This is a genomic window from Ralstonia insidiosa (genome assembly GCF_008801405.1).
GTDB lineage: Bacteria > Pseudomonadota > Gammaproteobacteria > Burkholderiales > Burkholderiaceae > Ralstonia > Ralstonia insidiosa.
On sequence record NZ_VZPV01000001.1, the window covers coordinates 2,284,522 to 2,304,932 of the forward strand.

Consider the following 20,411-nt stretch of genomic DNA (forward strand, 5'->3'; position numbering starts at 1 on the left):
TTTCTCGCATGAGTATTCTGCTGACCGGCGCGACCGGTTTTGTGGGCGGCGCTATTGCCGCAGATCTGTCTGCCAAGGATTTGCTGGCCGATACACGCTTTGCCGTGCGCGGCGACACGCCCGCAGACGGGCTCGCGCGCCTGCGTAAAAACCTGCGCCGGTTCCAGTTGCCGCAAGCCGTGCTGGACAGCATCACCGAATCGCAGATCGTGCTGTTCGACCTGCGCAACGCCGGCGAGGCCAAGCTGGGCGACCCGGAAATCATCATCAACTGCGCGGCGCTGGCAACGTTTTCAAACCATCCGTCGCTGTGGGATACCAACGTGGGCGGCGTGCTGGCGCTGGGCAAACTAGCCGCACAGGGCTCGCGCCTCAAGCGCTTCCTGCAGATCGGCACGGCCATGTCGTGCGGCCAACTGGCCAACCACCATGTCCACGAAAGCTGGGATGTGCCGCCGATCGAGCAGCACGCCGTGCCGTACACGTATTCCAAGGGGATGGCTGAGCTGAAGCTGCGCGAAGCCGTGCCCGAGCTGCCGCTGGTCGTGGTGCGGCCGTCCATCGTGGTCGGTCACAGCACGCTGGGCTGCGAGCCCTCGGGCAGCATTTTCTGGATGCTGCGCATGGTGGCCCTGCTCGAGACATTCAGCTGCCAGTTGTCGGACCGTGTCGACATCCTGCCGGTAGACGACTGCGCCGAGGCCATCGTCCGGCTGGCGACCAAGCCTACGCTGGCGCATGACCTGTATCACATCAGTGCCGGCGATACGAACTCCGAGCGCATCGAGACGCTGTACCCGCGCTTCAAGCGCTGCAAGACCCCGGAAGAAGACGCCCAGGCGTTGGCCGGGTACGTGTATCAGGAAAAAATCGCTGAGAAAGCATTGGCGCGTAAATTCCTGAGCATGACGGGTGACGGCAATGTGCGACTGGTCGCGCGCTGCATCCACCTGTATGCCAAGTTCGCCAGCATGAGCTACGTGTTCGACAACACGCGACTGGTGCAGGAGACCGGCTTCCAGCCGCGCTCCATGCTCGCCTACCTCGACCGCTGCCTCGAGACATCGGACGCCGTGCCGATTCCTGAGCAGATGCAGTGGGACTATAAGTAGCCGTCGGGTCTACCCGGCTCGCACGGCGTGTCATGGCGCCGTGTTATAACCATCGGCGCCTCATCTAGCACCTGAGCAAGACTCCGGGCTGCATAACAAGGAGCCGCCGATGCAGTTGCAAGCCCTCGCCAATCTCAACATCGTCACGCTGGTGGATTCGTTCATCAGCCTTACCGCTGCCTTTGCGCTCGGTTCCCTGATCGGCTTCGAACGGCAGGTCAGGCAGCGGACCGCCGGTTTGCGCACCAACGCGCTGGTGGCAGTGGCGGCAGCCGCCTTCGTCGACATGGCCGCGCAGATCGGTAGCCCATCGGACACCACCCGCGTGATCGCCTACGTGGTGTCGGGCGTCGGCTTCCTGGGGGCCGGCACCATCATGAAGGAAGGGTTGAACGTGCGTGGGCTGAACACGGCCGCCACGTTGTGGGGCTCGGCTGCCGTGGGTGCGGCCGCAGGCTCGGACCTGATCGGTCAGGCGATATTGATTTCGCTGTTTGTGCTGGCCTCGAACATCCTGCTGCGGCCCGTGGTGAACCGCATCAACCGCACGCCGCTGAACAACCAATCCGCTGAAGTCACGTACACCATGTGCGTGATCACGGCGCGCGAGCGCCAGAAAGAAGCCTTGGCCGACCTGGAGCGCTTGCTGGAAGAAGCCAGCTACCCCGTCAGCGACCTGTCGGTCGAGCCCTTTGGCGAAGACCATGTGGAAATCGAAGCCATGCTGATGTCCACCGCCGTCAATGCCGTCGAGCTGGACCGCATCGTCACTGTGCTGCAAGCCCAGCCGCACATCGCCCAGGCGTTCTGGAACCCGAGCACGACGGAATAACCGCAGTGCTCAAAGCTCCTGCGTGGCCGCCAGAGCGAAGATCTTCGCCCAGCGCTTCGCTTCCTGGCGACTGCGCATCGGGATCTGCCAATCCGCCTGCGCCTGGTGCTTCAGGCGCAACGCCAAAGACCATGCGCCGTCGCGCTCAACCGCATCGGCGCCGCCAATGTCGGCAAAGAGGAATCGGGCGTCCTGGTCATGCAGGCGCAATGACCCGCGCTTCTGCTCGGCGTCGACGGCAACCTGCCCCCAGCTCCCGCTCAGGGACACAACCCGCTGGCCCTTCACGTTGACGCCATGCACCGCACGGTGGCGGCGGATCAGGCTGATGACGGCCCAGGCGATAAGCGCCGCTGCAAGCAATACCGCAGCGCCACCTGCCACAGCCCCGTAAGCCGAGGCGACTTCTGCGTACAACCGGATTGCGCCGTAGACGAGCAGGCCAATCAGCGCAAACGCGGCAATGATGAACGGCATGGTGAGATTCCTTGATCCTTGGATGAGCGTTCCGGTTATATCAACCGAAACGGCGCTCAAGGCAAGTCAATGCCACACATGCCGATCAAATCGATCGCTTGTATCAATTCCGGTATGGATCGGGTCAGACCAGTCGGAACGCCGCAATGGCAGCGTTCAGCACCTGCGCCTGTTCTTCCAGCGACTCGGCCGCCGCGGCCGCCTGCTCCACCAGCGCGGCGTTCTGCTGCGTGGCTTCGTCCATCAGCGTGACGGCCTTGTTGACCTGTTCGATACCTGAGCTTTGCTCATTGGAGGCCGCGGCAATCTCGCCCATGATGTCGGTCACGCGGCGGATGGAGGCGACGATATCTTCCATCGTGGTGCCGGCACGCTCGGCCAGCGCACTGCCCGCCTCTACCTTGGACAGCGAGGCCTCGATCATCTCCTTGATTTCCTTGGCCGCTGCGGCGCTGCGCTGCGCGAGGTTGCGTACTTCGCCGGCGACCACGGCAAAACCGCGGCCCTGCTCACCGGCGCGGGCGGCTTCCACGGCGGCGTTCAGCGCGAGGATGTTGGTCTGGAAGGCAATGCCGTCAATCACGCCGATGATCTCGGACACCGTGCGCGACGACGCGCTGATCTCGCGCATGGTCGCTACCACGTCGGTCACCACCGCGCCGCCCTGGCTGGCCACATGCGAGGCGCTGTCGGCCAGTTGGCTGGCCTGACGGGCGTTGTCGGCGTTCTGGCGCACGATGGAGGTCATCTCTTCCATGCTGGACGCGGTTTCTTCCAGCGAGCTGGCCTGCTCTTCCGTGCGTTGAGACAGGTCGGCATTGCCGGCAGCAATCTGCTTGGTGGCCGCGCCAATGGATTCGGAGCCGGTGCGCACGCGGCGCACAGTGTCGGTCAACGCCCCCTGCATGCGAGCCAGACCTTCGAGCAGGCGGCCCATCTCGTCCCCACGGTCGACATGTACGGGCTGTGTCAGATCACCCGCGGCAATGCGGTCGAATTGCGCCAGTGTGGCGTTCAGCGGCCCGACAATGGCGCGCAGCAGCGACCATGCGCACACCAGCGCCACCAGCAATGCAAAGACGATGGCCGCAATCACGATCATGCGGAAACGCGCATAGGCTTCGCGCGATTCATCGTAGTTGGCCTTGGAGAAGGCGAGCTGCTTCTTGCTCAGCGCCAGGCTGGTGTCATTGGAATCGCGGAAGGCCTTGGAGACGCCCTTATCCATGATCTTGTCGGCAGTGGCGCGGTCACCGGCGCGCAGTGCCCTGATGATGTCGCGCAGCGTGCCCGATGCGGCCTCACGCTTGGTGGCGACATCCTTGGCCAGGCGTTCCTCTTCATCGTCGCGCGGCAGGGCCAGGTATTTTTTCCACGCCTCGTCCGAGCGGGCGATCAGCTCTTCGGTGCGGTCGAGCAACTGCATCGCGCCCTTGTCTTCCGGATACAGCATCGCCTTGTCGAGCGCGGTGCGGGCGCGCGTGAGGCTCAGGTCGGATTCGCCCAGGGCCAGCGCAGACGGAAACTGGTTGGTGAAGGTCTGTTCGTGTGCACGATTGGCGTCACGCAGGCCAAGCAGCCCAGCCACACCGATGAGCAGGGCCAGCAAAAACAGAATGGAAACCGTAAGCACCAGACGGGTGCGGATGGTCAATCGGGCAGACATGGGCGGGCGCGGCGAGAGTGACGTGCGCGGCTTCTCACGCAGGCGCGACGATCGCGCCGGGCGGCCGGCTACCTTGGCACTATCGGTCGCCCACGGCGGGAACTTGAGGGCGGCATGCACAATGCTTCACCTGACACCACCCCTGGCTCAAGGCGTTAGCCTGCCTTGCCCTTGCGCGCCTGCTGGTAGTCCTCCGCAAACTCGGCCCATTGCTTGAGCGACACCTTGCGCCCGTGCGTGGCCAGCTTCAGCGCCGATTTGCGCCACGCCGTGCCGGCAGCGTAGTCCTGCACCGTCTCGACCAGATCGGTCCCAAGGCGGCCACAACTGCGCAGATGGCACCAGGCGGCCACGCGAGCCATGGTCTGTAGCGCGTCGTCCAGGTTGGCAACAACGTGCTTACCGGAGCCCAACTCCACGCGGTCGGCCGTCGGCTGCAGGCTTTTGACCACGTACGACTTCGGCTTTTCACCCTTCGCCCCGTAAACGACACCACGCAGCAGCGCCGGTGAAATCGCCTGCGAGATCCGCTGGATGCCGACCACACGCCCTGCCTCGCTATGCCACGGCGCCACGCTGCACGCGTCGCCCAGCACGCCGGCCCAAACGCTCGGCACGGAGAGCTTGATGTCGATCAGACGCAGGGTGTCGGGGTCGTTCTCTGGGCGGGCCAGCACCGAATAGCGCTCCAGCCCCAGGCTGCCCGTGCCGGCAATGCGACGCGCGACATCTACGGCAACGAAGCGCTGGCCGTGTCCGTTGCCCTGCTCGGCATACGCCTGGAGAATGCGGCGCGCGCGGCGAGCCTCATCCTTGCTGGCATGTAATGTGCGGCGCCCATCGATGCGCAGGTTGATCTGGTTGCCGTTGCGCTCCGTGCGCTCGGCAATGTAGGCCGCACGGTTGCGCCTGCGCAGGCCGCGCAGCAGGGTACGCACGATGCCGGTGGCGGTGGCACGCTCGACCCAGCGTGGTTTGCCGTCGACCAGCGCAGCCGCATAGGTATCGAGAAACCGCCGGCAGAGGTTGTTTGCGTCTTCGTCAGCCAGCTTCCAACTATGCGCAGCCACTTGTAGGCTGGACAGTACGCGCACGAGATCAACGGTAAACGGTGCGGTCAGTGCCTCGTCGAAATCGTTCATATCGAAGTAGACCAACCCGTTCTCGCCCTTGAAGCTGCCGAAGTTCTCCAAGTGCAGATCGCCACAGACCAGCGTGCGGGGCGGTTCGTGCATGAGCGGCGCATCGATCATCGATGCGGCGTACATGTTGTTGGTGCCGCGAAAGAATGAGAACGGATCGGCGGCGATGGCGGCCAGCTTGCGCGTGAGGCGCTCCGGGTCTCGCCCGGCGTTGTACTCAAGAATGACGCGGGTACTCTCGTGCATGGTCGCTGCCTTATCGATTGTTGGAGTGGAGTGCAATGCCCTCGAAAATCGAAGATTACGCCCTGATCGGTGATTGCGAAACCGCCGCGCTGGCTTCGCGCAGCGGTTCAACTCTCCACTGGCACTGTCCGCAGCGAACGAACATGTCGGCCAGTGGACGGGAACCTAGAAACCGGGATCCGCCATCCCGGTAGAATGGCGGCCCTGCTGATTCAACTGCCCCCGCCATGCCCGACGACATTTCCAGTGCGCCCGAAAGCACCCTGCTCGGCCGCCCCGACAGCCCGTGCGTCGGCATCTGCTCGACCCTCTTCGATGAGGTCTGCCAGGGCTGTGGGCGCACCCAGCTGGAAGTCAGCAACTGGGTGTTCATGACCGACGAGGAGCGCAACGTGGTCTGGACGCGCATCCTGGCCGAAGGCACGGCCCAGGGCTACAACCCCGACGGCAGCCGCAAGTAAGCGCCAAAAGAAAACCCGGCCGAAGCCGGGTTTCTTGTTGACGCAGTAGACCGATCAAGCCGTCTGCGCGGGCTTGAGCTGCAGTGCCTTGTACTCCAGGAACTCCTCCAGCCCGTACTTGCCGTTCTCGCGCCCGTTACCGGACTGCTTGTAGCCACCAAACGGCGCCTGCATATTGAACGGCCCGCCGTTGATGTCGACCTGCCCGGTACGAATGCGCCGCGCCACGCGAATCGCCCGCGCCTCGTCGCCTGACCACACCCCGCCGCCCAGGCCGTAGATGCTGTCGTTGGCGATGCGGATGGCCTCATCCTCGTTGTCGTAGCAGATCACGGTGAGCACCGGGCCGAAGATCTCTTCGCGCGCCACGGTGTCGGTGGTCCTGACGTTGCCCAGCACGGTCGGCTTGACAAAGAAGCCGGTGGACAAGCCCTCCGGCGCATCAGCGCCACCGGTGATGAGTTCAGCGCCCTCTTCCAGGCCGCGGCGGATATAGCCGAGCACGCGGTCGCGCTGTACGGCGGAGATCAGCGGGCCCAGGCGCGTGGTTTCCTGCGCCGGATCGCCCGGCACGTAGGCCGCCGCGAATTGCGCGGCCAACGCCTTCACTTCCTCGTACTTGGCACGCGGCACCAGCATGCGTGTGTGCGCCGAGCAGGTCTGTCCCGAGTTCAGGAAACACGCCGACAACGTGCCCTTGACCGCCGCCGACAGGTCTGCGTCATCCAGGATCACCGAGGCGGACTTGCCGCCCAGCTCCAGCGCCACGCGCTTGACCGTTTGTGCTGCCAGCTCGGCCACACGCTTGCCCGCGCGCGTCGAACCCGTGAACGACACCATGTCGACATCCGGATGGCTCGCCAGCACCTCACCCACCACCGGGCCATAGCCGGTGACGAGGTTGAACACGCCCGGCGGCAGGCCGGCCTCTTCAATGACTTCAGCCAGCACAAACGCGTTGAGCGGCGCCACTTCCGACGGTTTGAGCACCACCGTACAGCCGGCGGCCAGCGCGGGCGCTACCTTCAGCGTGATCTGGTTGAGCGGGTAATTCCACGGCGTGATGGCGCCCACCACACCTACCGGCTCGCGCACCACCAGCGAGTTGGCGACCTGCTCTTCAAACTCGAATTTGGTCGTTAGCTTGGCAAAATTGCCCCAGTTGAACACCGGGCCACCCACCTGGATGGCGCGCGCCAGCTTGATCGGCATGCCGACTTCACCGGCAATCAGTTGCGCCAGTTCTTCACCTCGGGCCTTGAGGCCGTCGGCGATCTTTTGGATGTACTCGGCGCGTTTGGCCACGGGCGTAGCGGCCCAACCATCAAACGCTGCGCGGGCGGCGGCTACGGCGGCTTCAGCATCGGCAGCGCTGCCTTCAGGGATCGTCCCCATCACCGCTTCGGTGGCCGAATGAATCACTTCAATGACGCCCTTGCCCTGCGGCGCCACCCACTTGCCATTGATGAAAAGCTTGTCGCGTTGCTGCATCGTTGCTTGTCTCGCTCTGGTGGATGCGCGGTTTGCGCGTTGTGCTATCCGGGTTGCGACTGAGATCGGCGCGCCCCCGGGGCGGTTATGATCGTTCTATTGTAGAGCCAGCAGAGCGCGCACTGCAGACGCGCCGGCCGAGGGAGAGAAGCATGACCGCCAGCATCTATCAGAAGACGGACAAGGGGCAGGAAGAAATCCGCACGCGCGCCTACCATCTGGATCAGAAGCATCGCGCGCTGCTGCTCATGGTCAACGGCGAGAAAACCTGTGACGAGATCCTCATCCAGCTCGCTCCACTGGGCATGAACCAGGCCGTATTCGAAGAGTTGGAGCATGCCGGGTATATCCGATCACACGGGATCGGAGCAACGCCGGCCGCAAGTGAACCCGCCTCCGCGCCGGAGGCCCCTGTGCCAAACACCACCTCCGGCGAGCGCGGCGTTGAAGGCTATCAGCGCCTCTACCGCTTCTATACCGAGACCATCAGCCGTTACCTCGGCCTGCGCGGCTATCTGCTTGAAATGAAGGTGGAAAAGGCCGGCAATGTGGCCGACCTCGTCGCCTTGCGCGACACACTCAAGGCCGCACTTGCCAAGGCGCGTGGCGAGCCCGAGACCAGCAACGTGATCGCCCAGTTGGATCTGCTGATCGACGAAGCAACCAGCTAGCCTGTTCGTCGGGCAACAAAAAAGGCGGCTTTCAGGCCGCCTTTGTTCAATACGTGTGCGATGCTCAGACTTCCACGCCCTGGCTCTGCAGGTATTCGTCGTAGGTGCCCGCGTAATCGCTAAGCGTGCCGTTCGGGCGCACTTCGATGATGCGCGTGGCCAGCGCACTGATCAGCTCGCGGTCGTGCGACACAAAGATCAGCGTGCCCTCGAACTTGTCCAGCGCAATCTGCAGCGACTCGATCGACTCCATGTCCATGTGGTTGGTCGGCTCATCCAGCGCCAGCACGTTATGGCGGCCCAGCATCAGCTTGCCCCAGATCATGCGGCCCTTCTCACCACCGGAAAGCACCTTGACGCTCTTCTTGATGTCGTCTGCCGAGAACAGCAGACGGCCCATCGTGCCGCGCAGGGATTGGTCGTCGTCACCGGCCTGCGTCCACTGGCTCATCCAGTCCATCAGGTCGCGGTCTTCGGGGAATTCTTCGTAGGTGTCCTGCGGCATGTAGCCGACGTTGGCATTCTCGGCCCACTTGACGGTACCGCCGTCGATCTCGATGCCGCGCTGCACGCCGGTTTTGACCGCACCGTTGAGCAGCGAGCGCAGCAGCGTGGTCTTGCCCGCGCCGTTCTCGCCGATGATGGCGATCCGTTCGCCCGCGCGCACGGCCATGGTCAGGTTGTCGAAAATCTTGCGGTCGTACGTCTTGCGCGCGTTTTCGGTTTCCACCGCCAGGTTGTGCAGCTTCTTCTCGAACTCGAAGCGCACGAACGGGTTCTGACGCGACGACGGCTTGATGTCTTCCACCTTGATCTTGTCGATCATCTTCAGGCGCGACGTGGCCTGACGGGCCTTGGACTTGTTGGCCGAGAAGCGGCGCACGAAGTCCTGCAAGTCGGAGATGCGCTCCTTGGCACGCGCATTGGCGGCCTGCAGGCGTTCACGTGCCTGCATGGAGGCTTCCATGTAGTCGTCGTAGTTGCCCGGGTAGACCTTCAGCGTGCCGTAGTCCATGTCGGCCATGTGCGTGCAGACCGAGTTCAGGAAGTGGCGATCGTGGGAGATGATGATCATGGTGGAATTGCGCTCGTTGAGCACCGATTCCAGCCAGCGGATCGTGTTGATGTCGAGGTTGTTGGTCGGTTCGTCCAGCAGCAGCACGTCCGGGTTCGAGAACAGTGCCTGTGCCAGCAGCACACGCAGCTTCCAGCCCGGGGCGACGTTGCTCATGGTGCCGTGGTGCTGGTCAGTCGGAATGCCGACACCCATCAGCAGTTCGCCCGCACGCGCTTCGGCGGTGTAGCCGTCGTATTCGGCGTACTTGGCCTCCAGGTCGGCGGCCTTCATGTAGTCGTCGTCGGTGGCTTCCGGGTTGGCATAGATGGCGTCGCGCTCTTGCGCGGCGGCCCACATTTCGGTGTGGCCCATCATCACCACATCCAGCACGCGCATGTCTTCGTAGGCGAACTGGTCCTGGCGCAGCTTACCCAGGCGCACGCCCGGCTCCAGCATCACGTTGCCAGCGCTCGGCTCCAGATCGCCGCCCAGGATCTTCATGAAGGTCGACTTGCCGCAGCCGTTGGCACCGATCAGGCCGTAGCGATTGCCTTCGCCAAACTTGACCGAGATGTTCTCGAACAAGGGCTTGGGCCCGAACTGCATGGTGATATTGGCGGTGGAAAGCACGTGGAAACCTTGATTTGGAAAGCGGTGATCTGGCGCGGCAGGCACTTGGCCGTGCGCCATTTAGGAAACCTGGGATTTTACCATCCGGAGATGACCCGGACAGGCAAGCGGCCTAGCCGCGCAGCGTCGGATAGCCGCCCAAGTGCAGCGTAAAGCCCGTGGCATCGATGTCCAGCTCGGCTTGCGCGCCGATCGGCAGCGTCGCCTTGGTCGGGCAATGGCCGAACGGCAGGCCGGTCAGGACCGGAATTGGCAGCCGCGCAGCCAGGTAGTCGCACATGGGGCCGAAGTCGTAGCCCGCGTCGTACGGCGTGGTGCGATAGCCTGAAAAATCGCCGAGCACCAGCGCTTGCTGACGCTCCAGCACACCGGCCTGCTGCAATTGCAGCAGCATGCGCTCGACCCGATACGGGTGCTCGTTGATGTCTTCGACGAAGAGGATGCCGCCGTCGATCCTGGGCAGATATGGCGTGCCGACCAGACTGCACAGCATGGCCAGATTGCCGCCCCACAGCGTGCCGGCCATACGTGATGCATGCCCCGGGCGAGCCGTGGCCTGCGGCACATCCACGCGCAACGCATAGTTCGGGTTGCGCAGGATCCCCCAGAAATGCTCGGCCATGTAGGCATCCACCTCGGGCAGCGCGAAATCCGAGCACAGGTGCGGCCCGGCAAATGTCACGCCGCCCGTCGCGGCCAGATACGCCAACGAGAACGCCGTGAAATCGCTATGGCCGACGATGATGGCATCGGTGGCCCGCGCACGCTGGTGGATCGCCGCAAAGTCGACACGGTCCAACAACCGCGTCAACCCGTAACCGCCACGGATGGCCATGGCGATTTCCTGTCCGCTGCTTGTGGCGATCTGGTGCAAGTCGGCCAGCCGCGCGTCGTCTTCGCCGGCAAAGCGTTGATGCTGGCGGCTCAGACATTCCCGGTTGACGATCGTGCAGCCCTGCGCCTGCAGGAACGCCACGCCGCGCTCGGCAATGGCGGGGTCATTCGGATAACCGGAAGGCGCAATCAGGCGGACAGTAGTCATGCGGTAGGTTTGTCGGTGTCGGTCGTTGCCAGCCGCGCGGCCTTCTGGCTCGCACGGCGCTCGGCAAAGAAGGCGCGCAGCATGTCGCCGCATTCCTGCGCGAGCACGCTGCCGGTGATGGCGGTCTGGTGATTCAGGCGCGTCTCGGCAAACAGGTCGAGAATGCTGCCGGCAGCGCCGGTCTTGGGGTCAGGCGCACCGTAGACGACGCGTGCGACACGCGCGTGCAGCATGGCACCGGCGCACATCACGCACGGCTCCAGCGTCACGAAGACTTCGCAGTCGGGCAGGCGGTAGTTGCCGAGGTTTTCGGCGGCCTGGCGCAGGGCGCGCATCTCGGCGTGGGCGGAGGGGTCATGCGTGCCGATCGGCGCGTTGTAGCCGACGCCGACGATCTCGTTGCCGCGCACCACCACCGCGCCCACCGGCACCTCGCCCTGCCCCCACGCGAACCTGGCCTGCACCAGCGCCTGCTGCATCCAGTAACCGTCGCGCTCGTGCGCGGACATGTCGGCAGGCGGCGTGAGGACGTGGGGCGTGGTCATGCGAGTGGAATCAATCCTGCTCGTGCGGGCGTGCGAGCTTCACGTCGGCCCAGCAGTTCGGGGTTTCGTACAGCACCAGCTTCGACAAACGCAGGTGATGGCCGAACGTATTGCGGAACACCGGCTCGAGAATGTCGAACGCGACCTGCGCGAGGTTCTCGACCGTCGGCACGTCGTTCAGCACGACGGTCTTGTGACCGCCTTCCATGTCGTTCAGGAATTCGACCAGCTTGGTATCACCGCGATAGACCAGGAACGCGTGGTCCCACAGATCAACGAGGTGCTTGTTGGCGAGCTGCTTGACGTCACCGAAGTCGAGGATCATGCCGTCGTCGGCGGCCTTGTCGTTGTGCAGGACTTCGCCGGTGAGCGTGAGCTCAAGCTGGTAGCGGTGGCCGTGCAGGTTGCGGCACTGGCCGGCGTGGCCGGGGATGCGGTGGCCGGCATCGAATTCGAGCCGGCGCGTGATGGAAACGGTCTTGGTCATGGAGCGCAAAGGACAGGGCGGCAGCGAACGCCGCGAAACGGCAGAGACGACTGGGACAAAATGCTGCGGCCCGCCTTAGCGGATGCCCAGCATCTTATGGGTTTGCAGCGACAGGCGCCAGCGCGGCCGGCGCTGGCATAGCTCGACGGCGAGCGCCGTATTCTGCCGCGCCAGCGGGCCATCCATGGCCTGCAGGAACAAATGCTGGAAATCCAGCCGTTCATATGCGTCGAGGTCTTGCCCGTCTTGCGGGATCACGACCTTCAGCTCGTCGCCACGCGTGACAACCAGCTCCGAGCCCATCTTCGGGCTCACGCACACCCAATCGATGCCCTCGGGCACAGCGATGGTGCCGTTGGTCTCGATGGCAATTTCGAAGCCGCGTGCATGCAGCGCGTCGATCAGGGGCTTGTCCAGTTGCAGCAGCGGCTCGCCACCGGTGCAGATGACGAGCGGTTTGCCGCCCGTGGCGTCGGCCGGCCATTCGGCGACGACGGCGTCGGCGAGTGCGTCTGCGGTGGTGTATTTGCCGCCTTGCGTGCCGTCCGTGCCGACGAAGTCGGTGTCACAGAACTTGCAGACGGCGGTGGCGCGATCGGCTTCGCGCCCGCTCCAGAGGTTACAGCCGGCAAAGCGGCAGAAGACGGCTGCGCGGCCAGTGTTGGCACCCTCGCCTTGCAGCGTGTAGAAAATTTCCTTGACGGCGTAAGTCATGTCTGAACGGTGGCATTCACAGGAAAACATCGCAAAACGACGTCATTCCCGCGCAAACCGTACCAGTACCCACTAGTGAATAACCCGATATTGTTTCACAAATCGGGGTTATCCGCAGAAGGACGCCAACGTCACAAACGAAAACGCGCTCTCTGGTGTCAGCCACGCCGCAAACACCAGCGCAGCGCCGGCTGCCGCCAGCGCCCACGCTGCCCAACGCTTGCGTCGCCCGTTCATGCTGGTTGGGCGACCGGCGTGCGCGCCAGTTGGCGATCATCGATCGGCCAGTGCAGCAACGCCGCCACGATGCCCAGCACCATCGCACCAAACCAGATCGCGTCGTACGCGTGCAGGCGGTCGTACACCACCCCACCCAGCCATACGCCCAGGAATGCACCGATCTGGTGGCCCAGGAACACGAACCCAAACAGCGTGCCGATATAGCGCACCCCAAACACCTGCGACAGCAGCCCATTCGTGAGCGGCACCGTGCCCAGCCACAGCAGCCCCATCACGATGGCAAACCCATACAGCGTGACCGGCGACAGCGGCAGCAGGATGAACAGCGCGATCGCCGCCGTGCGGATCAGGTACAGCAACGACAGCAGGTACTTGCGCCGGAACAGCCCGCCCAGCGCGCCGCAGTAATACGTGCCGACAATGTTTGCGGCCGCGATGAGCGCCAGCGCAATCATGCCGTGGCGCGCTGTCAGCCCTTTGTCGAGCAGATACGCGGGCATGTGCGCGGCAATGAACGCAAGCTGAAACCCGCACGCCAGAAAACCAAGGTTCAACAGCCAGAAACCTGGGTGCGCAAACGCTTCGCGAATGGCTGCGCCCAGGCTCTGGTGCGCTTCATGCGCCATGGCGGTGGATGCCTTCTCGCGCAGCGGCGCCGCAAGCGGCAGGAACACCGCCATCACCACGGCCAACACCACGAGCGCCATCACCCATCCAACGCTGCTCAGCAACCCCTGCGCCGCCGGCACCATCACGAACTGGCCGACGCCACCCACGGCGCCCGCCACCCCCAGCGCCCAGCTACGCCGCTCCGGTGGTGTCAGCCGGCTAATTGCGCCATACACCACGCCAAACGACGTGCCCGACAACCCGATGCCGATCAGCCCTCCTGCCGACAACGTAAAGCCCAGCGGCGTGCCTGCATGCGCCATCAGTACCAGGCCCAGCGCATAGACGGCGATGCCTGCCACCACCACTTTGGCCGCCCCAAAGCGGTCCGCCAGCATGCCGGCAAACGGCTGCGCAGCACCCCAGATCAGGTTCTGCAGCGCGATGGCCAGGCCGAAGGTTTCACGCGTCCAGCCGTGGCTCATCGTCACGGGCACCAAAAACAAGCCCTGCACGTGGCGGATACCCAGCGCGAGGCCGATCACCGCCCCGCCGGCCAGTACTGGCAGCCAGGGCGACTGCGTCAAGGATTTCGATGTCATGGATGCGTTCTCCGTTGCGACTGACATTCCCGCGTTGCAAGCGTGCATTTGGCTGGAATGTGGTCCGATGGCTTATTAAACTTCGCCATATTGGGGTTCTCAATTGATCTTTGAGAACGTTTCACATGAGGAAAACGCATGTCGACACCATTGGTTCGATTGGCCTCGCTCGATCTGCTGCGTGGTTTCGTGGCCGTAGGCCGGCGCATGAGCATCACGCTGGCTGCCGATGACCTGTGCCTGACCCAATCGGCCGTGAGCCGCCAGGTGTCGGTGCTGGAAGAAACGCTGGGCGTAAAGCTGCTGGTGCGCGGCCACCGCTCGATCGCCTTCACACCTGAAGGTGAACGCTTGTTCCGCAGCGCCGACAGCGCTGTGCAGCAGTTGCAGGACGCCATCGGCGCCATTCGCGTGGCGGCCGAGCGCCGACCTGTGACGATCACCGCCAGCATCGGCGTGACGGGCTTGTGGCTGCTGCCACGCCTTGCGCGCTTCCAGCAGCAGTATCCGGACATCGATGTGCGGGTGGCCACCAACAACCGCCTCGTCGACCTGAAGAACGAGGGCATTGAGCTGGCCATCCGCTACTGCCCGCCGGAGGATGCGCCGCCCGGCGCAATCCGCCTGTTTGGGGAAACCGTCGCGCCGGTTGCACATCCGTCGCTGGCGCTGCGTTCGCTCGACTCCGCCGATGCGCTGGCCGGCCAGACCCTGCTCGACTTCGACGACCGCGACCTGCGCCGCCCCTGGCTCCAATGGACCGACTGGCTGGCCGCCGCCGGCTGGAGCCACGCCAAACCACGCACGGTGCTGCGCTTCAACCAGCACGATCAGATCATCCACGCGGCGGTGGCGGGCCAGGGTATTGCGCTGGGCAGGCAAGAGCTGATTGCCCCTCTGCTGGCCGATGGCCGGTTGGTGACCGTGCCGACGACGGCCCCTGGCGTGCACAACACGCATGCGTATTGGTTGATTCAGGCTGAGCTCAACCCACGCCGCGATTTACGTGATGTGGCCAACTGGATCTGCGCTGAAGCCGCGGCCCAGGCTTCGCATGCGCCCAGCGCATCCGAACTTGCATGAAACGCGTTTGAGCGCACGCCGCGCACCACGTGTAATGCAGCCAACGACACCCACGTTGGAGGCTGCATGGACACACGTACCCGGCCACAAACGGTGGTCGGCAGCCTGAGTTACGTCAAACCCGGCGCCGGCACCCCCGTCAACTACATGTACCCGCCGCCCGCCGGCGAGCCGTGGCAGACCTGCGAATACGAACTGCGCGAAGTCTGCATCGCCGACATGCGCGGCGCGGCACCGGCGCTTGAGCGCGAAGGCTTCCTCCTTGCCGATGCGCCCACGCGCATGGCGGACTTTGGCGATGAAGACGCGATCCACGCGATCTACTACGCAGAAGCAGCCGAGCTTGCGCGCGCCGTAACGGGTGGCCGCGCTGCATACGTGTTCGACCACCTGGTCCGTCGGCGCGATCCAAGCCGCCCCACCCTCACCTTCGGGCGCGAAGGCGACGGTGCGCCCTCTGCCGTAGGCCGCATCCACAACGACTACACCGAAACCTCCGGCTACCTGCGCCTGGGCCGTGTGCTGACCGACCCGGTGCAGGCTGCGGCAGTCGGGCGCTATGGCATCGTCAACATCTGGCGCTCGATCCGCGGGCCGGTGCTCGATACGCCGCTGGCCCTGTGCGATGCACGCAGCGTGAACGTTGCCGACCTCGTCGCCGCAGAGATCCGCTACCCCACGCGCACCGGCGAGCTCTACCTCGCCACCCACAACCCGCGCCACCGCTGGTGGTACGCCTCCGCCATCGATCGGCACGAGGCGCTGGTCTTCAAGCAATACGACTCGCAGGCCAGCGGCGTGGCGCGGTTCACACCGCATGCCGCGTTCGTCCACCCCGAGGCGCCGGCTGGCACGCCACCGCGCGAGAGCATCGAAATCCGCTGCCTGGTGGTCTATGACTAAGCTCGCCCCCTACAACGCAACATGGGAAGCCCTCGTACCCACACCCACCGTCGAGTTCTGGTTCGACTTCGCCAGCAACTACAGTTACCTGAGCGTGATGCGTATCGAGGCGGCGGCCATACGCCTAGGCGTGCGCATCGTGTGGAAGCCGTTTCTGCTCGGGCCGATCTTCCAATCGTTCGGCTGGAGTAACTCGCCATTCATGCTGCAGAAAGCCAAGGGCGACTACATGTGGCAAGACATCGTCCGCGAGTGCCAGAAGATTGGTGTGCCGTGGACGCGGCCAAGCACCTTCCCCCGCAAATCCGTGCTGCCGCTACGGGTGGCGGTGCTGGGCGCAGACCAACCGTGGATCGGCGCGTTCTGCCAACGCATCATGCTGCGCAATTTCGCGCAGGACAGCGACATCCACACGCCAGAGGCCGTGTGCGAAGAACTGTCCGCACTCGGGCTTCCCGCCGAAGCGATCCTGGCCGAAGCCCTGTCCGACGCCAACAAGCAGCGCCTGCGCGAACAAACGCACGCCGCGCAGATTCGTGGCATCTTTGGTGCCCCAACGTTCTTTGTCGGCGACGCGATGTTCTGGGGCAATGACCGCCTGGATGACGCGCTCGCCTGTGCCGCAGCTTTGCAGTCCAATCCCCATCCACCCCAGACCGGATAGCCCATGCCGACTCAGATCGAAAAAGCCCACGCCTTCCGCGCCCTGCACAAACGCAGCGGCACCTTTGTCATCCCCAACCCGTGGGATCCGGGCTCGGCCCGATTGCTGGCCGCGCTGGGCTTCGAGGCATTGACCAGCACCAGTGCCGGTTTTGCCTTCTCGCGCGGGTTGCCTGACTACGGCGTTGGGCGCGATCTCATCCTCACGCACGTGGCCGACCTGGCCGCGGCAACCGACCTGCCAATGGCCGCCGATCTGGAAAACGGCTTTGGCGATGCCCCAGAAACCGTGGCCGAGACCATCCGCCTGGCGGGTGCCACGGGCATCGTCGGTGGTTCGATTGAAGACGCCACGGGTCGCGCTGATGCGCCCATCTATCCGCTGGAAGCCTCTGTCGAGCGCGTACGCGCCGCCGTGGAAGCCGCGCGCTCACTGCCGTTTCCGTTCACGCTCACCGCGCGCGCAGAGAACTACCTGCACGGCCGCAACGATCTGGCCGACACCATCCGCCGCCTGCAAGCATTCCAAGATGCCGGCGCCGACGTGCTCTACGCCCCCGGCCTGAAAACGCGTGAAGAGATCGCCACCGTGCTGCGCGAAATCGATCGCCCGCTCAACGTGCTGATGGGGTTTGCCGACGGCAACCTGAGCGTGGCGGAGCTGACCGAACTGGGCGTCAAGCGCATCAGCGTGGGCGCCGCACTGGCACGGGCTGCGCAGGGTGCTTTTCTGCGCGCCGCCGAGGAGTTGCGGACAGCGGGCACGTTCGGCTTTGCGCGCGATGCGGCGAGCGGGGCCAAGCTCAACGGCATCTTTGCGCCCTACGCTTGAGCCTCGCCTACGCGCCGGCAGTCGCGCGCAGCATGTGCTCTTCGGTGTTGGTATTGATCTGCACCCAGAGCGGCAGATGGTCTGAAAGCTGATACGTCATCGCCTGCTTCGTCAAACGCGGGAACAGCGGCGTGTGATCGCCTTGGTAAAAGTCGAGCACGCCGCCCGCGTTGGTAAAGCTCTCAGGGTATTCCGGCATTTGCAGGATCTGGTCGTAGCGCTTGTTCTTCTCCAGATTGCTGCCGAACGTGCTGCGCAGCAGCTTGTCTGGCACGCGCAGCCCACGTGCGGTCAGCGCCTGGAACAGCGGACTCTTCTCGCTGGGGACATTGAAGTCGCCCATGACGATCAGGTCTTTGCCATCCGTGTCCTTCTCTTGCGCCTTGGTGTAGACCCAGTCGGCCAGTGCCTCGATTTCCGATAGGCGATCGCGCTCGCTGTTTCCCCAGCGGATGTGGGCGGAAAGGCAGACGAAGTCAAAGTTGCCGGAATGGAATGACACCATGTACGGCCGGCGCCACCACGAAATGTCTGACAAATACTCCATACCGCGCTTCGTGCGCGGCGGTTGTGCCTGCGCGGCCAAGCCGGTAAAGGCCACCGCGCGTCGGTCGTAGACATAGGCGATGCGCTCGCGGTTGCCACCGGCGTCGGTCAACGCATCGGAATACACGGCGCGCCAGTCAGGGCCAAGAATCTCCAGCACGCGCTTGAGGTCGCCCAGGTTGTCACGCACTTCCTGCACGCCAATCAGATCGAACTGCCGCAGGATCTCCGCGATGTAGTACAGCGCGGTCTTTGTGCGCGGCTTCTTGCCGAACTCGCGGATGTTCCAAGTGGCAATGTTGAGCGTTTCGTCCAGTTTGGAAGACGGGATCTTCGCTTGGGCAATACGTTCGCGCAGCACCAGCAGGCCGCGCGCAATCTCTGGGGTGATGCCGTCGTAGTTCATGGGGCTCCCTGCCTGAAAGCCCGCCACTCTAGTGACCGCACGCAGACTGCAATATCAGACAGCGCCCTGACGTGGTCTGAACCACTCCACCAGAAAATCCAGCATCGCCCGCAGCGCCGCCGGCATCTGCCTGCGTGAGCTATAGACACCATGGATGCCGAGCGCCTGCGGCACGTGCTCGGGCAGCAGGCGCACGAGCTGGCCGGCGGCGATGGGTGGCGCGGCGGCAAACGCCGGCTGCAGTGCAACGCCCGCGCCTTCCCTGGCGGCCGCCAGCAGCGCCATCGACTCATTCGCGCTCAGATTGCCGCTCACCGGCACGTCGGACGACACCCCCGTCTTCGTATCAGTGAACTTCCACAGGCTCTTGCCGAAGTACGAATACGTCAGGCAGTTGTGCACGGCCAGGTCTTCCACTCGGCGCGGCGTACCGTGCGCAGCCAGGTACGACGGCGCAGCCACCACCACGGAGTCGCACGTGCCCAGTCGCCGCGCGATCAGGTTCGGATCGAGATCATTGGTAATGCGCACCGCCAGATCGATGCGCTCTTCCACGAGGTTGATGGTGCGGTTGTCGACAACGAGGTCGACCGCCGTTTGCGGATAGCGCCGCAGAAAGGCCGTTACCGCCGCACTCAACACCTCCTGTGCGAGCGATTGTGCGCAAGCGATGCGCAACAAACCGCGTGGCGTGTCGGCCTCGGGACCATCTGCAACGGCCATCTGCGCGGCAATCTCCAGGATCTGGCGACACCGCACGAGCGTGGCTTCGCCAGCCGGGGTCAGGCCCATGCGGCGCGTGGTCCGGTGCAACAAGCGCGCACCAGACCAATCCTCCATCTGCGCCAGATAGCGCGTGACCATGGCGCGCGACATGTCGAGCCCTTCAGCGGCGGCGCTCAGGCTGCCGCGCTCGACAATCGCAACGAACACCTCAGCGGCAACGATCCGGTCCATATTTGATCGATTGAAGAAACAAATATGCGCATCTTAGGTGGTTTTTCGATCGAATCAAGCAACCTACAGTAACGACATTGCCATCACACCTCACTTGCCCAGGAGCACCCGATGACTTTGATCCGCACCCTGCTTGCCGCCGGCCTTGTCAGCGCCGGCCTCGTTGCCCATGCCGCCCCCCCGGCGCCGCTGCACCTGGAGGTGTACAACCCCGGCGACAAGGGTGTCTTCCCGGTGTCGTCGGAGATCATCACGGGTGCGCACGACGCCATCCTGATCGACGCGCAGTTCCAGCGCAGCGATGCAGAGGCCCTGGTGCAGAAGATCAAGGCCAGCGGCAAGACGCTCACCACCGTCTACATCAGCCAGAGTGATCCGGATTACTACTTCGGGCTGGACGTCATCCGCGCGGCCTTCCCAAAGGCAAAGATCGTGGCCACGCCACAAACCGTGGCGGCCATCCAGGCGTCGATGAACGGCAAGCTCGCCTATTGGGGCCCGATCCTGAAAGACAACGCCCCCAAGGCGCTCGTGCTGCCCGACGTACTGCATGCCGATCACCTCACGCTGGAAGGCCGCACGATCGAGATCAAGGGCTTGAACGGCCCAGACGCCGCACGCACGTACTTGTGGATTCCGTCGCTCAAGACGGTGGCCGGCGGCGTGGTGGTCAACAATGGCGACCACGTGTGGGTGGCCGATACGCAAACGCGCGAATCACGCCTGGGCTGGCTGCAGACGCTCGATAACATCACCGCGCTCAAGCCGACGACGGTGGTGCCTGGCCACTTCACCGGGCCGATGCCCACGGGGTTGGAAGCGGTACGCTTTACGGCGGATTACCTGAAGACCTTCGAGGTGGAGGCTGCCCGCGCCAACAACTCGGCCGAACTGGTCAAGGCGATGAAAGCGGCCTACCCGTCGCTGCCTGGTGATGCATCGCTGGAGTTGAGCGCCAAGGTCATCAAGGGCGAAATGAAGTGGCCGCAGTAACCAA

At 64.2% G+C, this 20,411-nt stretch carries 21 protein-coding genes; 9 read left to right on the top strand and 12 right to left on the bottom strand.

The annotated features are described in order from the left end of the window. The first annotated feature begins 8 nt into the window (after positions 1-8). A complete protein-coding gene (locus tag F7R11_RS10890; protein WP_064803467.1) occupies positions 9-1,112 on the top strand; it encodes an SDR family oxidoreductase in 1,104 nt (367 codons plus the stop codon). Positions 1,113-1,221: 109 nt separating this feature from the next. After that, a complete protein-coding gene (locus F7R11_RS10895; protein WP_021194442.1) occupies positions 1,222-1,944 on the top strand; it encodes an MgtC/SapB family protein in 723 nt (240 codons plus the stop codon). 9 nt (positions 1,945-1,953) lie between these two features. Here the strand turns inward: F7R11_RS10895 and F7R11_RS10900 are convergent, their stop codons facing one another. From F7R11_RS10900 to F7R11_RS10910, 3 genes are all read right to left on the bottom strand, one after another. After that, entirely contained in the window at positions 1,954-2,421 is a 468-nt protein-coding gene (locus F7R11_RS10900) for a hypothetical protein (RefSeq protein WP_064803470.1), read from the bottom strand. A 124-nt stretch (positions 2,422-2,545) separates the two neighbouring features. Beyond that, the gene (locus F7R11_RS10905; protein ID WP_064806318.1) at positions 2,546-4,087 is read right to left on the bottom strand and encodes a methyl-accepting chemotaxis protein; all 1,542 of its coding nucleotides are present in this window, start codon (positions 4,085-4,087) and stop codon (positions 2,546-2,548) included. Between the two features lie 155 nt (positions 4,088-4,242). Next, positions 4,243-5,475, bottom strand: coding sequence for a DUF2252 domain-containing protein (locus F7R11_RS10910; RefSeq protein WP_021194439.1), 1,233 nt, complete (start codon positions 5,473-5,475; stop codon positions 4,243-4,245). Between the two features lie 227 nt (positions 5,476-5,702). Between F7R11_RS10910 and F7R11_RS10915 the strand changes: the two genes are divergently transcribed. Beyond that, a complete protein-coding gene (locus F7R11_RS10915) occupies positions 5,703-5,936 on the top strand; it encodes a DUF1289 domain-containing protein (protein WP_064803472.1) in 234 nt (77 codons plus the stop codon). A 54-nt stretch (positions 5,937-5,990) separates the two neighbouring features. On the opposite strand, the gene F7R11_RS10920 is transcribed toward F7R11_RS10915, so the two are convergent. After that, positions 5,991-7,427, bottom strand: a complete 1,437-nt coding sequence (locus tag F7R11_RS10920; RefSeq protein ID WP_064803474.1) for an aldehyde dehydrogenase family protein — start codon at positions 7,425-7,427, stop codon at positions 5,991-5,993. Between the two features lie 152 nt (positions 7,428-7,579). On the opposite strand from F7R11_RS10920, the gene F7R11_RS10925 reads away from it, so the two are divergent. Next, the gene (locus F7R11_RS10925; RefSeq protein WP_064803476.1) at positions 7,580-8,098 is read left to right on the top strand and encodes a hypothetical protein; all 519 of its coding nucleotides are present in this window, start codon (positions 7,580-7,582) and stop codon (positions 8,096-8,098) included. Positions 8,099-8,162: 64 nt separating this feature from the next. Here F7R11_RS10925 and F7R11_RS10930 read toward each other — a convergent pair whose 3' ends face one another. The 6 genes from F7R11_RS10930 to F7R11_RS10955 all read right to left on the bottom strand — a co-directional run bounded on the left by F7R11_RS10930 (position 8,163) and on the right by F7R11_RS10955 (position 14,024). Then, a complete protein-coding gene (locus tag F7R11_RS10930) occupies positions 8,163-9,785 on the bottom strand; it encodes an ABC-F family ATPase (RefSeq protein WP_031329229.1) in 1,623 nt (540 codons plus the stop codon). A gap of 112 nt (positions 9,786-9,897) precedes the next feature. Beyond that, positions 9,898-10,827, bottom strand: a complete 930-nt coding sequence (gene ldcA / locus F7R11_RS10935; protein ID WP_064803478.1) for a muramoyltetrapeptide carboxypeptidase — start codon at positions 10,825-10,827, stop codon at positions 9,898-9,900. Continuing rightward, positions 10,824-11,372 (bottom strand): tRNA adenosine(34) deaminase TadA, encoded by a 549-nt coding sequence (tadA, locus tag F7R11_RS10940; protein WP_064803480.1) that lies wholly within the window; start codon positions 11,370-11,372, stop codon positions 10,824-10,826. Before tadA ends, ldcA begins: the two co-directional genes overlap by 4 nt. A gap of 10 nt (positions 11,373-11,382) precedes the next feature. Then, on the bottom strand, positions 11,383-11,859 hold the full coding sequence (gene queD, locus F7R11_RS10945; protein WP_009238193.1) for a 6-carboxytetrahydropterin synthase QueD: 477 nt from the start codon (positions 11,857-11,859) through the stop codon (positions 11,383-11,385). Between the two features lie 75 nt (positions 11,860-11,934). Next, entirely contained in the window at positions 11,935-12,573 is a 639-nt protein-coding gene (gene queE / locus F7R11_RS10950; RefSeq protein WP_064803482.1) for a 7-carboxy-7-deazaguanine synthase, read from the bottom strand. 233 nt (positions 12,574-12,806) lie between these two features. Beyond that, positions 12,807-14,024 (bottom strand): MFS transporter, encoded by a 1,218-nt coding sequence (locus F7R11_RS10955; protein WP_064803484.1) that lies wholly within the window; start codon positions 14,022-14,024, stop codon positions 12,807-12,809. 138 nt (positions 14,025-14,162) lie between these two features. Between F7R11_RS10955 and F7R11_RS10960 the strand changes: the two genes are divergently transcribed. From F7R11_RS10960 to F7R11_RS10975, 4 genes are all read left to right on the top strand, one after another. Further along, positions 14,163-15,107 carry a LysR substrate-binding domain-containing protein gene (locus F7R11_RS10960; protein WP_064803486.1) on the top strand — a complete coding sequence of 315 codons (945 nt, stop codon included), beginning with the start codon at positions 14,163-14,165 and terminating at the stop codon, positions 15,105-15,107. Between the two features lie 66 nt (positions 15,108-15,173). Beyond that, complete coding sequence (locus F7R11_RS10965; protein ID WP_064803489.1) at positions 15,174-16,010, top strand: CmcJ/NvfI family oxidoreductase; 837 nt, start codon at positions 15,174-15,176, stop codon at positions 16,008-16,010. Further along, positions 16,003-16,674 (top strand): 2-hydroxychromene-2-carboxylate isomerase, encoded by a 672-nt coding sequence (locus F7R11_RS10970; protein ID WP_064803491.1) that lies wholly within the window; start codon positions 16,003-16,005, stop codon positions 16,672-16,674. The genes F7R11_RS10965 and F7R11_RS10970 overlap by 8 nt, the downstream gene beginning before the upstream one ends. A 3-nt stretch (positions 16,675-16,677) precedes the next feature. Continuing rightward, a complete protein-coding gene (locus F7R11_RS10975; RefSeq protein WP_064803493.1) occupies positions 16,678-17,505 on the top strand; it encodes an isocitrate lyase/PEP mutase family protein in 828 nt (275 codons plus the stop codon). 7 nt (positions 17,506-17,512) lie between these two features. On the opposite strand, the gene F7R11_RS10980 is transcribed toward F7R11_RS10975, so the two are convergent. Then, positions 17,513-18,457 carry an endonuclease/exonuclease/phosphatase family protein gene (locus tag F7R11_RS10980; RefSeq protein ID WP_064803495.1) on the bottom strand — a complete coding sequence of 315 codons (945 nt, stop codon included), beginning with the start codon at positions 18,455-18,457 and terminating at the stop codon, positions 17,513-17,515. Between the two features lie 54 nt (positions 18,458-18,511). After that, positions 18,512-19,414, bottom strand: coding sequence for a LysR family transcriptional regulator (locus F7R11_RS10985; RefSeq protein ID WP_064803497.1), 903 nt, complete (start codon positions 19,412-19,414; stop codon positions 18,512-18,514). 111 nt (positions 19,415-19,525) lie between these two features. Between F7R11_RS10985 and F7R11_RS10990 the strand changes: the two genes are divergently transcribed. After that, positions 19,526-20,407, top strand: a complete 882-nt coding sequence (locus F7R11_RS10990; RefSeq protein WP_064803499.1) for an MBL fold metallo-hydrolase — start codon at positions 19,526-19,528, stop codon at positions 20,405-20,407. Positions 20,408-20,411 lie beyond the last annotated feature (4 nt).